Here is a 13881-nt window from a genome sequence, read left to right on the forward strand (position 1 = left end):
TTCCCGTGGCCATCTCGGTGTTCGACCTGTTCTCGATCGGCATCGGCCCGTCCAGCTCCCACACGGTCGGCCCGCTGCGCGCCGCGCGCATGTTCGCGCGCCGCCTGCGCAACGAGGACGTGCTGCCCGCCGTCGCCCGCGTGCGCTGCGAGCTGTACGGCTCCCTCGGCGCGACCGGCCACGGCCACGGCACCCCCAAGGCGGTGCTGCTCGGCCTGGCGGGCGACTCGCCCCGCACGGTGGACGTGGAGACGGCCGACGAACGGGTGGAGTCCGTCAAGGCCGGCGGACGGCTGAAACTGCTCGGCGAGCACGAGATCGCCTTCGACCTCGCCGCCGATCTCAAGCTGCACCGCCGCAAGGCCCTCCCGTACCACGCCAACGGCATGACGCTGTGGGCGTACGACGCGAGTGGTACCGAGCTGCTGACGAAGACGTACTACTCGGTCGGCGGCGGCTTCGTGGTCGACGAGGACGCGGTCGGCGCCGACCGCATCAAGCTCGACGACACGGTCCTGAAGTATCCCTTCCGCACGGGCGACGAGCTGCTGCGCCTGACGAGGGAGACCGGCCTGTCGATCTCCGCCCTCATGCTGGAGAACGAGCGCGCCTGGCGCACCGAGGACGAGATCCGCGCGGGCCTCCTCGACATCTGGCGGGTGATGCGGGCGTGCGTGGCGCGCGGCATGTCCCGCGAGGGCATCCTGCCGGGTGGCCTGAAGGTGCGCCGCCGGGCCGCGACCACCGCCCGCAAGCTGCGCTCCGAGGGCGACGCCAAGGCGCTGGCCATGGAGTGGCTCACGCTGTACGCGATGGCGGTGAACGAGGAGAACGCGGCCGGCGGCCGGGTGGTGACCGCCCCCACGAACGGCGCCGCCGGCATCATCCCGGCGGTCCTGCACTACTACCTGGACTTCGTGCCGGGCGCCGACGAGGACGGCGTGGTCCGCTTCCTGCTCGCCGCGGGCGCGATCGGCATGCTGTTCAAGGAGAACGCGTCGATCTCCGGCGCCGAGGTCGGCTGCCAGGGCGAGGTGGGCTCCGCGTGCTCGATGGCGGCCGGCGCGCTCGCCGAGGTGCTGGGCGGTTCCCCGGAGCAGGTGGAGAACGCCGCCGAGATCGGCATGGAACACAATCTGGGCCTGACCTGCGACCCGGTCGGCGGCCTGGTCCAGATCCCGTGCATCGAGCGCAACGGCATGGCCGCGGTGAAGGCGGTCACGGCGGCCCGGATGGCGATGCGCGGCGACGGCAGCCACAAGGTGTCCCTGGACAAGGTCATCAAGACGATGAAGGACACGGGCGCCGACATGTCGGTGAAGTACAAGGAGACGGCGCGCGGGGGGCTCGCGGTCAACATCATCGAGTGCTGACGAGCGCCCGGGTCAGCGCCGCCGATCCCGGGCAAGGGCCCTGTGACAACGTCAACTCCCCTTCTCTCCCCCCACGAACCATCAGGGAGTCCCCCGTGCTCAATGGCATCGACGTCAGTTCCTACCAGTCGTCGACCTATGACACCGCCGGTCTGTCCTTCGTCTTCGTCAAGGCGACGGAGGGCCGCACCTACGTCAACCCCAAACTCACCGACCAGACCAAACACGGCCGTGACGCGGGCCTGGTCGTCGGCTTCTACCACTTCCTGTGGCCCGGCAACCTCACCGCCCAGGCCGAGCACTTCGTCGCCAAGGCCCCCGACCAGCCCGGCGACATCCTCGCCGTCGACTGGGAGAACACGGGCGACGGCACCCACGCCTCGAACACCGAGAAGGACACCTTCATCAAGAAGGTGAAGGCACTGCGCCCGAACAACAGGGTCATTCTTTACTGCAACCGCAATTTCTGGCTGACCATCGATACCACCTCCTACGCGGGCGACGGCCTGTGGATCGCCGACTATGTGACGGCGGGCGAGCCCCGTATCGAGGCCAAGTGGCGCTTCCACCAGTACACCGACACCCCGCTCGACAAGAACGTCGGCGATTTCTCCTCCAGGACCGCCCTCAAGGACTGGGCCGCCGTCTGACCGGCCTCACCCCACCCGCCGCCCCACCCCCGCCAGCAGCCAGCGCATCAGGTACGCGTGGATGCTGGTGCCGATGACCAGGCTGCGGTAGAGCCCGCCCCGGGTGCCGGGGAAGGTCGCCCGGGTCTCGGCGCGCAGTCGGGAGCGGTGCGGGGTGAGGGGGGTGAGGTGGAAGGTCAGGGTGTAGGAGGAGAAGCGGTGGGTGCCCGCCAGGGCCAGCGTGGTGGGCGGGTCGGCCGTCAGCACGCGGAAGCCCGGAAGGGTGGCGCCCTCGGCCGGCGGGCGGGGGCCGGTGGCGGTCGCCGGGTCGCAGCCGATCAGGCGGGCGTAGCGGGTCGCGAAGCCGCTGCCGTAGGCGTCCTGCACCGCTTCGGTCAGCGCCCGCCACACCGCGTCCGGGGGTGCCGCGATGATCGTCGCGTGCTCGTCCACGAAGGAGTACCGGCTGGTGGTCATGGCCCGATCCTCCCCCCAGGGGCGGCGCGGACGGTAGCGAGAAAAGGGGGGAGGGCGTCCGTGCGGACGCCCTCCCCCCATCCTTGTCACTTGTTCAGGTGCGCCCAGAACTCGTCGAACGACAGGAGCTTGTCCGCGTTGAGGTCGCGGCTCGCGATGATCGCCTCGGCGACCGCCTCGGTGACATTCCAGTCGCCCCCCTGCGCCAGAGCGGTCTTCAGCTCGGCCGCGGTGATCTGGCCGTCACCGTTCGTGTCGATCCGCTCGAACTCCTTGCGCGCTTCCTCGATGTCAGCCACCGATCCGCCCCTTCGTCGTACCTCTGCCGTATGTGCAAAGGTCAGATTATCGGTCGGCCCGGTGCCGCACGGCGGCGACCACCCAGCCGAACTCCGCCCGATGCGCGGCGGCGGGCCCACCACCCTTCACCCGGGCCAGCAACTCCCGGTAGCGGGCCAACCGGTCGTCGGTCATCGCCTCCAGGCGTTCCAGTACGGCGGTCCAGTCGATGTCCCCGCCCAAAGAGCCGCCCGAGTCGTCCGCGTCATCAGCGCCGCCCGCGTCCTGCACGCCCAGCAGTTCTCGCAAGATCTTCTCCGCCTCCGGTGACTCGGGGGCGACGCCCCGCGCGCGGGCCTGCGCGCCGAGCTGGACCAGGCGCCGGGCGAACCACATCGACGCCCCGGCAGGGGCCTCCCGTTCCTCCCGCCCGGCCGCGTTGAACTCCGCCGCCTGTCGCATCCGCGTCCGGAACTCCGGGTCCTGGAGCAGTTCCGCCAGCTCCACCCACGCGTCCACCTGGTCCGGCGTCGGCTCGTCCGGCAGGTCCACGGCCATGGTGCGCATCCGCTCCCGGATCACCGGGTCGGCGGTGTCCAGGCCGTGGAACATCTCCTCCACGAACTCTTCAAGAATCCGCGCCCGTTCGGCGGCCGACAGCCGCGCCAATTTGTTCATCAAGGTCATCTCCTCCGCGCTCGCTCCGCGCCTCGCCACGGTCGACAGCACCGCACGGGTCACCTTCAGCGCCCTGATCCGCGCGTCCAGCGCCACCACATGCGCCGCCGCCACATCCGCGACCGTGGCCTCGCCGTCCAGCACCCGGCGTACGTCCTGAAGGCCGAGGCCCAGTTCGCGCAGGGTGCGGATCAGTTCCAGGCGGGCCACGGACTCGGCGTCGTAGAGGCGGTAGCCGCCCGGGGAGCGGCCCGCGGGGTGCAGGACGCCCTCGTCGGACCAGTAGCGGATGGTGCGTACGGACAGTCCGGTGGCGCGGGCCAGGGTGCCGATGGGGAAAAGTCCGGTGCCGTGGTCGATCATGTGTGTGAGTGTGGGCCTTCCAGTGGGTGGAGACTCAAGGGAGCGGGCAGGGGAGCGGGAGAGGCGGGCGCTGTGGAGAGGCCGAGGCTGCGGGACATTCTGGACGCCGCGGCCAGAGGGGCCTTCCCGCCGCCCGACGGCACCACCACCGTCGTGCCCCAGGACAGCCCGCGCGACGCCGGGGTGCTGGCCTTCACCGCGCACTCGGTGGTCTTCACGGACGAGGACCCCGCCTGGGTGTACGACACGCTGGCCGCGACGCCCGCCGACCCGCTCGCGGCGACCATGCACCCCTTCTTCCTGGCCGCCTTCATGGCCCGTACGGGCCGCCGCACCGACACCATCGACGTCCTGACCGTCGCCGGGCCGCTGCCGGGCAAGCCCGTCCTCGCGCTGCGGGAGATCGGCGATCCCACCCATCCGCGGGTCGTCGGCTCCCTGCTGCGCCGCGACGCGCTCCGGGTGTGGACGGCGCCCGAGGGCGGGTTGCTGGTGCTGGGCCGCGGGGTCGGCGGGCGCCTGGAGGCGGCGGTGGAGGTGGAGGCGGGGGTACGGCGGCGGGGGCTGGGGCGGCGGCTGGCGACGGCGGCGCGGCAGCTGGCCGGGGGCGAGCCGGTGTGGGCGCAGATCTCGGCGGGGAACGCCCGCAGTCTGCGGGCGTTCCAGGCGGCCGGTTACCGTGCGGTGGGCTCGGAGGCCCTGTTCACCGCCGGAGGGTGAGTGCTCAGTGCCAGGGCTCGAAGTGCGGGTTGCTCTCGCAGCCGCTCATGTTCTCGGTCTTGGTCGCCTTGTCCACCGGGCACACCCCGATGATGTACTTCCGGTCGATCCCGCCGGGGAAGGCCACCTCCACCTGATCGGCCCACTTGTGGGTGTCGCCGATGGTCTTGTTCACGTCGACGCCGCCGGGGGCGTCGATGTAGTAGTTGTAGCCGGACTTCCACCAGTTCTTGTAGAGGTCGTGGTCGTAGGTGGTGGACACGTACGGCGAGGGCTGGTTGACCAGGACGTACTGCTCGATGTCGTACTGGCCGCCCACGACGTCCTTCGGGTGGAAGCCCTGTTCGAAGACGACCGACGGGCCGCGGCCGTCGCTGCGGTAGAGCGTGCCGCAGCTGGTGCGCCACACCGGCTCGGGGGTGATCCGGTCCACGTCGGCGCGGCGGTCCGCGGCGGCCTTCAGCCGGTCCTCGAACTGCACGGGACACTCGGCGGGCACCCCCGCGACGGCGGGCGCGGCCACGGCCCGCGCCGCCACGGCCCGCGCGGGGGCCGCCTTCGTGGTGTCGGCGGGGGCGGTGGTCGCGGCGCTGGTGGCGAGCACGGCGGACAGGGACAGGACGGCGGCGACGCAGCGGCGCCGCAGTTTCGTAGTGATCATGGGCGGTACGATCCCGGCTCGCCCGGGGCGCCGGGGGGACCGTCACCCGTACGACGGCGTGTTGCCCAACTGCCGTGGTCCGCAAAGGGGATGGGCCCCGCCTGCTTCAGCGGTCGGCGACCCGCATCTCGAACCAGGTGGTCTTGCCGCGGGGCAGCAGATCCACGCCCCAGCGGTCGGCGAGCTTGTCGACGAGGAACAGGCCCCGGCCGCTGATGTCCAGCTCCTGAACCGGCATCAGACAGGGCAGCCCGCGTGAGGGGTCGCGGACCTCGACCCGGATCCAGCCCCGGCGGCGGCGCATCCGCAGTCCGAAGACGCGGGCGCCGGTGTGCCGGACGGCGTTGCCGACGAGTTCGGAGACCAGCAGGACCGCGTCCTCGGTGAGTTTGGGGGTGCAGCCCCATTCACGCAGGGCGACGACCTGGGCGAGGCGGCGGGCGGTGGCGGCGGACTCGGGGCGGGAGGGGAGGGCGACCTCCGCCTCCGTGGGGTTCCCGAACAACTCCAGCGCCTTGAGCGCCCGTTCGTCCTCGACCGCGGGCGACCAGCGCGCCGCGGTCGCACGGCCGTGTCCCCGCGGCTGTTCGATGCCGTCCAGCCCCGCCATGGACCCATCATGGCCGCCAAGTGGCCCGCGCGGGGCCGTTCCGGTGGAATACGCCCCCCGGAACCAACCATTCCGATGGTTTCGATCAGCATATGCCAGCGGCAGTTCGGGCCCGCTGGCAGCCCCTCTGACCTGCGGAGACGGCTCGGAAGATGGCAACAGACGGTCTCCCTCGACGGCAGGTTCAAGGCTGTCTCAAGGCTGTCACAACCGCCCCATCGAGGGACCCGGAATCAGACATCGTGTCAATTGCAAGCCCCGCCGGGTGTGTTCAGAGGAACTTCGCCTTGCCGGGGCCGTCCGCGACGAAGCTGCGCATGCCCCGCTCGCGGTCCTCGGTGGCGAACAGCCCGGCGAACCAGGTGCGCTCCACCGCGAGCCCGGTCTCGATGCCGCTGTCCAGCCCCGCGTCCACCGACTCCTTCGCCGCGCGCAGTGCCAGCGCCGGGCCCTTGGCGAGCCTGGCGGCCCAGGCGTACGCCTGCGGGTAGACCTCGTCGGCGGGCACCACCCGGTCCACCAGGCCGAGGGTGAGCGCCTCGGCGGCCTTGACCTGACGGCCGGTGAAGATCAGGTCCTTGGCCCGGGAGGGGCCGATCAGCCGGGCGAGGCGCTGGGTGCCGCCCGCGCCGGGGATCAGGCCGAGCAGGATCTCCGGCTGGCCGAGCCTGGCGTTGTCGGCGGCGATCCGGTAGTCCGCGCACAGGGCCAGTTCGCAGCCGCCGCCCAGCGCGTACCCGGTCACGGCGGCCACCACCGGCTTGGGGATGCGGGCGATGGCCGTGAAGGCGTCCTGGAGGTCGCGGGAGCGCAGGACCATCGCGGTGTGGTCCATGTTCTCCATCTCCTTGATGTCCGCTCCGGCCGCGAACACCTTCTCGCCGCCGTGGATCACCACCGCGCGGACGTCCTCGCGGGCGGTGACCTCCTCGGCGAGTTCCTTGAGCCGGTCCTGGGTGGCGACATCCAGCGCGTTCATCGGCGGACGGTCGAGCCGGAGCGTGCCGACGCCTTCGGCGACTTCGAGAGTGACGGTCATGGCAGCAGGTTAACGGCGCCTAACGTCCGGACCTCGGTGCGGTCGGTCACACCGGGTCCGGGTCGGGTCCGGTCGCACCGGTCCGGGCGGGGGGCTACGCCGTCCAGTCCGCCCACGACATGTTCCAGCCGTTGAGGCCGTTGTCGGGGGCGATCGTGGCGTCGTCGGAGTTCTTCACCTCGACCACGTCACCGAGCAGGGAGTTGTCGAAGAACCAGGCGCCCGGCGCCTTCTCGTCCCAGGCGCCCTGGACATCGCGCAGCCCGATGCAGCCGTGGCTGGCGTTGCGGTTGCCGAAGGCGTCGCCGGCCCAGTAGTTGCCGTGGATGAAGGTGCCGGAGTCGCTCAGGCGCATGGCGTGGGGCACGTCCGGGATGTCGTACTCGCCCTCGTAGCCGACCGTGGCGCCGTCCATCCGGGTCTCCTTCAGCTTCTCGCTGATGACCATCTTGCCGTTCCAGGTCTCGTAGCCGGGGGCGCCGGTGGTGATGGGGAGGGTCTTGACGACCTTGCCGTCGCGCATGACCTTCATGGTGAGGTTCTCGGCGTCGACCACGGTGACCTGGTCGCGGCCGATGGTGAAGGAGACGGTCTTGGCCTGCTCGCCGTAGACGCCTGGGCGGCCCTCGACGCCGTCGAGGCCGAGCCGGACGGTGACCTCGGTGCCGGCCTTCCAGTACGTCTCGGGCCGGAAGTCGAGGCGGTCGTCGCCGAACCAGTGGCCCTGGACGTCGACGGCCGGTTCGGTGGTGATCTCGATGGCCTTCTCGACGTCCGCCGGGTTGGTGATGCCCCGGTCGAAGCGGATCGAGAACGGCATCCCGACGCCGACCGTCGAGCCGTCCTCGGGGGTGAACGTGCCGAGGAAGGTGTTTTTGGGGGTCAGGGTGGTGAAGCTCGACTCCTGGGTGGCGGCGCGGCCCTCGGTGTCCTGGGCGGTGGCGCGCACCTGGTAGGTGGTGGACGCGGCGAGATGCCGGGCCGGTGTCCAGGCGGTGCCGTCGGCGGAGATCGTCCCGTCGACCTTCGTACCGTCGCCGTCCTGGACGACGACCTCGGTGAGCTTGCCCTTCGCCGCGGTGACTTCGAGGTCCCCGCTGGTGTCCACCGACCCGGTGCCGTCCTTCGGGGCGATCGAGACGACCGCCTGCGACTCCTTGCTCTGTGCCGCCGTGGAGTCCTTGCCGCTGCCCTTGCCCTCGTCGGTGCCCGGTCCCGGATCCGGCTCCGATCCGCCGCCGCAGGCGGTCACCGCCAGCAGGACGGCCCCCGCGAACAGTGCCCCGAGCCGCCCGCGCCCACGGCCTGCGCGCGCCCCGCGCGCCCCGCGCGTCGCAACCGACGCCCCCGATATCGGTCCCGCTGTCACGTTCTCTCTCCCCCTCCCGGGCCTTCGCCGGGCCCGCAGCCGGCGCGTCCCACGCGCGCATGGCGCATGTTAACCGCCCGGTCAGGAGGGGCGACCGGGCCCGTGTGTCACCGTTCCGTCCCAACTCCCGGCGACCGGGCGGCCCGTCGGCCCCGGCCGCCCGGCGGGCCACTTCAAGGGGCCCCTGCCCCGGCCGCTCACTTCACCGCGCTGCCCGCCGTCCACCGCTTCCAGTCCAGGTTCCAGCCGCCGAGCCCGTTGTCGGCGGCCACCGTGCGGTCCTTGCTGCCGACCACCTCGATCACATCGCCGACGAGGCTGCGGTCGAAGAACCAGCCCGCCGGGGTGTCCCCGCCGCCGCCCTTCACATCGCGCAGCCCGATACAGCCGTGACTGATGTTGCTGGTGCCGAACACCGACCCGTCCTTCCAGTAGTTGCCGTGCAGAAAGGTGCCGGACTCGGTCAGCCGCATGGCGTGCGGCACGTCCGGGATGTCGTACTCGCTCTTGCCGTCGGCCTTCTTGAAACCGACGCTGGCGCCGTTCATCCGGGTCACCTCGAACATCTCGGTGACGACCATCCTGCCGTTGTACGTGGGGGCCTTGTCGCTGCCCGCGGTGACCGGCACGGTGGCGAGGAGTTCGCCGTCGCGGCGGACCTGCATGGTGTGGGCGGCGGCGTCCACGAGGGAGACCTGGCTGCGGCCGACGGTGAAGGTGACCGTCTTGTGCTGGAGCCCGTACACGCCGGGCGCGCCCTCGAGGTCGCGCAGCCGCAGGTCGACGGTGACGCGGGTGCCGGGGGTCCAGTAGCGCTCGGGGCGGAAGTCCAGGCGGTCGGCGCCGAACCAGTGCGGGCGGATGTCGACCGGCGGGTCCGCGGTGATCCGTACGGCCCGTTCGACGGCCGCGCGGTGGGTGATCTCGCGGTTGAAGTCCAGGGAGACGATCATGCCGGTGCCGACGGTGGCGCGGTGCTCGGGGGTGACGTACGCGAGGAACCGCTCGGCGGGGACGTGGGTGGTGAAGCCGGTGTGCCGGGAGAGGCGCCGGCCGTCCTCGTCCAGGGCCACCGCGTGGACCGTGTACCGCGCGGCCAGCGCGAGCCGGGGGTCGTCGGCCGTCCAGGTCCGGCCGTCGGCCGAGAACCGGCCGGGGACCTCGCTGTCCTGCGCGTCCTGGGATCTGACGACCCGTACCGACTCCAGCCGGCCGTCCGGCACCCGGACGAAGAGCGGGGAGCCGGGGCGTACGTCCTTCTGGTGGTCGTCGGGGGTGATGCGGATGATGTCCTTGGGGGCGGGTGGTCCGCCGAGCATCTCGTCCACCGCGATACCGCTCGCGGTGCAGCCGGCCACCGCCGCCAGCAGTGCGGCCCAGGTCAGTAGGGCGGCCAGAGCGGCCGCCGCGCGCCGCGCGCGCCCGTGTGCGTGCTTCACGAAAGTGCACAACGACCATGCCCGCCCCGGGGAAACGTGAGTGCGAGGCACGCTCTGGGCAGAACAGGGGGAGGACGACATGACGGGCAGGCCCGGTCGGGACGCCGGGACCCCGGCCGACCGCGTCGTGCCATGAGCCGCGGGAGGCGCCGAGGTGTCCAGCGCAGCCGAGCAGGAGGCGGTGGCGGAGCAGGACGCCGCCGCGCGGGAACGGCCGGCCGTACCCGGTGTCCGGCCCCGGCCGCCGGAGGTGCCGGTGCGGCCGGGCGCCCCGACGCCGCTGGGCGCCCGGTTCCGGGTCGGTGCCGACGGGGTGGCGGGCACCAACTTCGCGCTGTGGGCGGGCGGGGCGGAGGCCGTCGAGCTGTGTCTGTTCGACGAGCGGGGCCGGGAGACCCGGGCCCGGCTGACCGAGCTGACGCACGAGATCTGGCACGGCTTCGTACCGGGCGTGCTGCCCGGACAGCGTTACGGGTACCGGGTGCACGGCCGCTGGGACCCGTGGACCGGCGCCCGCTGGAACCCGGCGAAGCTGCTGCTCGACCCGTACGCCCGCGCGGTGGACGGCGACTTCGCGCTGCCGCCGGAGGTGTACGGGCATGTCCGGGACTGGCCCCAGCAGCAGGCCGCCGACACCGTCCGCGACGAACGGGACTCGGCGCCGTACGTCCCGAAGGGGGTCGTCGTCCACGATGACGACGACTGGGCGGACGACCGGCGGCCGAAGACGCCGTGGGCGGACTCGGTGATCTACGAACTGCATGTGCGCGGCTTCACCAAACTGCACCCCGGCGTCCCTGGGGAACTGCGCGGGACCTACGCCGGACTCGCCCACCCCACCGCGATAGAACACCTGGTGAATCTGGGCGTCACGGCGGTGGAGCTGCTGCCGGTGCATCAGTTCGCGCACGAGGACCATCTGCTGCGCCGGGGCCTGAGGAACTACTGGGGCTACAACTCCATCGGCTATTTCGCCCCGCACGCGGGCTACGCGGCCACCGGCACCGCCGGGCAGCAGGTCGGCGAGTTCAAGCGGATGGTCCGGGCGCTGCACGCGGCCGGGATCGAGGTGATCCTGGACGTGGTCTACAACCACACCGCCGAGGGGGGCGAGCTGGGCCCCACCCTCTCCCTGAAGGGCATCGACAACCGCGGCTACTACCGGTTGCAGAGCGACGCCCGGCGCTACACCGACTACACCGGCTGCGGCAACACCCTGCATGTCGTCCAGCCGCACGTCCTGCGGCTGATCACCGACTCGCTGCGCTACTGGGTCACCGAGATGGGCGTCGACGGCTTCCGCTTCGACCTCGCGGCGGCACTCGCCCGCTCGATGCACGACGTCGACATGCTCTCCCCCTTCCTCGCGGTGATCGCCCAGGACCCGGTGCTGCGCCGGGTGAAGCTGATCGCCGAGCCGTGGGACGTGGGCTCCGGCGGCTACCAGGTGGGCGCTTTCCCGCCGCTGTGGACCGAGTGGAACGACCGCTACCGCGACACCGTCCGGGACTTCTGGCGGCACGCGCTGCCGGACGTCCGGGAGATGGGCTACCGCCTTTCCGGGTCCAGCGACCTGTACGCGTGGGGCGGGCGGCGGCCCTACGCCTCCGTCAACTTCGTCACCGCGCACGACGGTTTCACGCTGCGCGACCTGGTGTCGTACGAGCACAAGCGCAACGAGGACAACGGCGAGGGCGGCCGGGACGGCACCGACGACAACCGGTCCTTCAACTGCGGCGCCGAGGGCGAGAGCGACGACGCGGAGGTGGGCGCGCTGCGCCGCCGCCAGCTGCGCAATCTGCTGACCACGCTGCTGCTGTCGACGGGCGTGCCGATGCTGGTCGCGGGCGACGAGATGGGGCGCACCCAGGGCGGCAACAACAACGCCTATTGCCAGGACAACGCGGTCGGCTGGCTGGACTGGGGGCTCCTGTCGGAGCCGGGCTGGCGGGAGCTGTACGCGCTGACCGCGCGGCTGATCGCGCTGCGCCACCGGCATCCGGTGCTGCGCCGCCGGGCGTTCTTCTCCGGGCGGGCGCATTCGGCGGACGGGCTGCGGGATCTGGCCTGGTTCACCGCGCGGGGCACGGAGATGACCGAGGGCGACTGGTACGCGCCCGCCGCGACCCTCGGCATGTATCTGTCCGGGCGGGACATACCGGGCCGGGACGAGAGCGGGGCGCCGATCGTCGACGACAGCTTCCTCGCGGTGCTGCACGCCGGGGCGGAGCCGGTGGAGTTCGTGCTGCCGGGGGCGCCGTGGGCGCGGGCGTACGAGGTGGTCGTCGATACGTCCGTGGAGGACGAGGAGGACGAGGAGGAGGGGCAGGGTGCGGGGCCCGGGGTGGTGCGTCCGGCGGGGGTGGCGGTGACGGTGCCGGGGCGGGCGGTGCTGTTGCTGCGGGTGGTGGGGTGACGTGGGGTGGGGCGGGCGTGGAGTGAGGTGATGTGGGGTGGGGTGACGTGGGTCCGCGTCAGCCGAGGATGCCCCGGTCGTAGGCGACGGCCACCGCTGCCGCGCGGTCCTTGACGCCCAGCTTGGCGTAGAGGTGGGTGAGGTGGGTCTTGACCGTGGCCTCGCTGATGAAGAGGGTGCGGGCGATCTCGCGGTTGGGGGTGCCCTTGGCGACCAGGGCGAGCACCTCGCGCTCACGGGCGGACAGCGGCTCCTTGCCCCCGGCCCCGGGGGTGCGGACGGCACAGACCAGCCGGGAGGCCACGGCCGGGGACAGCACCGTACGGCCCTGGGCGGCGGCGCGGACGGCGGTGAACAGCTCGTCGCGGGGCGCGTCCTTGAGGAGGTAGCCGGTGGCGCCCGCCTCGATCGCGGGCAGCGTGTCGGAGTCGGTGTCGTAGGTGGTGAGGACCAGGATCTTGGCGCGGGCGCCGCGCCGGGTCAGCTCGGCGATGGCGGCGACGCCTCCGCCGCCCGGCATCCGCAGGTCCATGAGGATCACGTCCGGGTCCAGGGCGAGGGCCTGCTCGACGGCGCGTACCCCGTCGGCGGCCTCGCCGAGGACGGTGAAGCCGGGGGCGGAGTCGAACATGCCGCGCAGCCCGTCCCGTACGACGGGATGGTCGTCCACGACGAGGAGGGTGATCTCGGGGGCGTCAACGCGGCTACTCATGGCGGACCAACGGTACGCGAGCCGACAGGGCCGTGCCGCCCCCCGGCTCGGACTCCACGGCGAGGGAGCCGGCCATGCGGGCGGCGCGGGCGCGCATGCCGTCGAGGCCGAAGCCGCCGGTGCGGGTACGGGCGGGCAGCGCGGCCGGGTCGAAGCCGCGGCCGTCGTCGCGGATGTCGAGGACCACCTCGTCGCCCATGAAGGAGAGCGTGACGCCGACGCGGGTGGCCGCCGCGTGCCGGGCGGCGTTGGACAGGGCCTCCTGGGCGATCCGCAGCAGGGTCGCGGACAGCTCGTCGTGCAGCTGCTCGGCGGTGCCGGTGACGGTGAGAGCGGCCCGCACCCCGGTGCGTTCGCCCCAGTCGGCGACCGTCTTCTTCAGCGCCTCGGGCAGTCCGTCGCTGTCCAGCGCCACCGGGGCGAGGTTGTGCACCGAGCGGCGGGCCTCGCCGAGGCTGTGCCGGGCCAGGTCGGCGGCGCGCGCCAGATGGACCCGGGCGAGCTCCGGGTCGGGGGTGCCCGCGACGACCTGGAGCTGGGCGATGATGCCGGTCAGGCCCTGGGCGATGGTGTCGTGGATCTCGGCGGCGAGGCGGCGCCGCTCATCGGCGACCCCGGCCTCCCGGGCCTGTACCAGCAGCTGGGCGTGCAGCGCCTTGTTCTCGTCCAGGGCGCTCTGGAGGGCGGTGTTGGTGCGTTCCAGTTCGGCGATGGTGGCGGCGCGTTCCCGGGCGCGTTCCTCGTCCTTGGCGGAGAAGTGCGCGATCACCAGGTACAGCGCGGTGTTGGCGGTGATCAGTCCGGCGAGCACCACGGCATGGCTGAGGTCGCGCAGGGGCAGCCCGCCGGCCTGGGAGACGGAGATGGCGACGCCGGTGAGGAACACGCCCCACCACTGGGCGCGGTGGCCCTTGATCAGCTCGCCGACGTCGAAGAAGCCGGCCGCCGCGGCGAACCCGAAGCACGGGTTCAGATAGATCAGGGCGGCGATGACGACCCAGCGGACCAGGAAGAAGGCCGCGCCGAGCGGGGACGGCACGATCGGCCGCCCGGCCCGCTCGGCGCGCAGCCGGGCCCGGTCGAAGGACTCCTGGAGCACGACGGCGGTGAGCACCA

Annotated in this window: 14 protein-coding genes; 4 read left to right on the top strand and 10 right to left on the bottom strand. The window is 72.2% G+C overall.

Annotation, left to right across the window (positions count from 1 at the left end; all coding sequences use genetic code 11):
* The first annotated feature begins 5 nt into the window (after nt 1–5).
* Together ACFRFC_RS16555 and ACFRFC_RS16560 are read left to right on the top strand one after the other, a co-directional pair.
* Nucleotides 6–1373 (top strand): L-serine ammonia-lyase, encoded by a 1368-nt coding sequence (locus ACFRFC_RS16555; protein ID WP_382685425.1) that lies wholly within the window; start codon nt 6–8, stop codon nt 1371–1373.
* Nucleotides 1374–1468: 95 nt separating this feature from the next.
* Nucleotides 1469–2023 carry a glycoside hydrolase family 25 protein gene (locus ACFRFC_RS16560; protein WP_382685427.1) on the top strand — a complete coding sequence of 185 codons (555 nt, stop codon included), beginning with the start codon at nt 1469–1471 and terminating at the stop codon, nt 2021–2023.
* Between the two features lie 6 nt (nt 2024–2029).
* On the opposite strand, the gene ACFRFC_RS16565 is transcribed toward ACFRFC_RS16560, so the two are convergent.
* The 3 genes from ACFRFC_RS16565 to ACFRFC_RS16575 form a co-directional block, all read right to left on the bottom strand.
* Complete coding sequence (locus ACFRFC_RS16565) at nt 2030–2479, bottom strand: hypothetical protein (RefSeq protein ID WP_382685429.1); 450 nt, start codon at nt 2477–2479, stop codon at nt 2030–2032.
* An 86-nt stretch (nt 2480–2565) separates the two neighbouring features.
* On the bottom strand, nt 2566–2778 hold the full coding sequence (locus ACFRFC_RS16570; RefSeq protein ID WP_382685432.1) for an EF-hand domain-containing protein: 213 nt from the start codon (nt 2776–2778) through the stop codon (nt 2566–2568).
* A 46-nt stretch (nt 2779–2824) separates the two neighbouring features.
* A complete protein-coding gene (locus ACFRFC_RS16575; RefSeq protein ID WP_382685435.1) occupies nt 2825–3799 on the bottom strand; it encodes a MerR family transcriptional regulator in 975 nt (324 codons plus the stop codon).
* Nucleotides 3800–3871: 72 nt separating this feature from the next.
* Here ACFRFC_RS16575 and ACFRFC_RS16580 point away from each other — a divergent pair, with 72 nt between their 5' ends.
* Nucleotides 3872–4519, top strand: a complete 648-nt coding sequence (locus ACFRFC_RS16580) for a GNAT family N-acetyltransferase (protein ID WP_382685436.1) — start codon at nt 3872–3874, stop codon at nt 4517–4519.
* A 4-nt stretch (nt 4520–4523) separates the two neighbouring features.
* On the opposite strand, the gene ACFRFC_RS16585 is transcribed toward ACFRFC_RS16580, so the two are convergent.
* The 5 genes from ACFRFC_RS16585 to ACFRFC_RS16605 all read right to left on the bottom strand — a co-directional run bounded on the left by ACFRFC_RS16585 (nt 4524) and on the right by ACFRFC_RS16605 (nt 9637).
* Nucleotides 4524–5180: an ADP-ribosyltransferase gene (locus ACFRFC_RS16585; RefSeq protein ID WP_382685438.1), complete on the bottom strand. Its 657-nt coding sequence runs from the start codon at nt 5178–5180 to the stop codon at nt 4524–4526.
* A gap of 106 nt (nt 5181–5286) precedes the next feature.
* On the bottom strand, nt 5287–5790 hold the full coding sequence (locus tag ACFRFC_RS16590) for an ATP-binding protein (protein ID WP_382685440.1): 504 nt from the start codon (nt 5788–5790) through the stop codon (nt 5287–5289).
* 271 nt (nt 5791–6061) lie between these two features.
* A complete protein-coding gene (locus ACFRFC_RS16595) occupies nt 6062–6829 on the bottom strand; it encodes an enoyl-CoA hydratase/isomerase family protein (protein ID WP_382685442.1) in 768 nt (255 codons plus the stop codon).
* A 94-nt stretch (nt 6830–6923) separates the two neighbouring features.
* Entirely contained in the window at nt 6924–8198 is a 1275-nt protein-coding gene (locus ACFRFC_RS16600) for an Ig-like domain-containing protein (protein WP_382685445.1), read from the bottom strand.
* Nucleotides 8199–8395: 197 nt separating this feature from the next.
* Entirely contained in the window at nt 8396–9637 is a 1242-nt protein-coding gene (locus tag ACFRFC_RS16605) for an Ig-like domain-containing protein (protein ID WP_382685448.1), read from the bottom strand.
* A gap of 154 nt (nt 9638–9791) precedes the next feature.
* On the opposite strand from ACFRFC_RS16605, the gene glgX reads away from it, so the two are divergent.
* The gene (gene glgX, locus ACFRFC_RS16610) at nt 9792–12053 is read left to right on the top strand and encodes a glycogen debranching protein GlgX (RefSeq protein ID WP_382685450.1); all 2262 of its coding nucleotides are present in this window, start codon (nt 9792–9794) and stop codon (nt 12051–12053) included.
* A 58-nt stretch (nt 12054–12111) separates the two neighbouring features.
* Here the strand turns inward: glgX and ACFRFC_RS16615 are convergent, their stop codons facing one another.
* A complete protein-coding gene (locus tag ACFRFC_RS16615) occupies nt 12112–12765 on the bottom strand; it encodes a response regulator (protein ID WP_382685452.1) in 654 nt (217 codons plus the stop codon).
* Nucleotides 12758–13881 (bottom strand): sensor histidine kinase (locus ACFRFC_RS16620; RefSeq protein ID WP_383112625.1); only part of this gene is annotated, 1124 nt, incomplete at its 5' end. The genes ACFRFC_RS16620 and ACFRFC_RS16615, both read right to left, overlap by 8 nt.

The sequence above is a fragment of the Streptomyces sp. NPDC056734 genome, assembly GCF_042790455.1.
Taxonomy (GTDB): Bacteria; Actinomycetota; Actinomycetes; order Streptomycetales; family Streptomycetaceae; genus Streptomyces.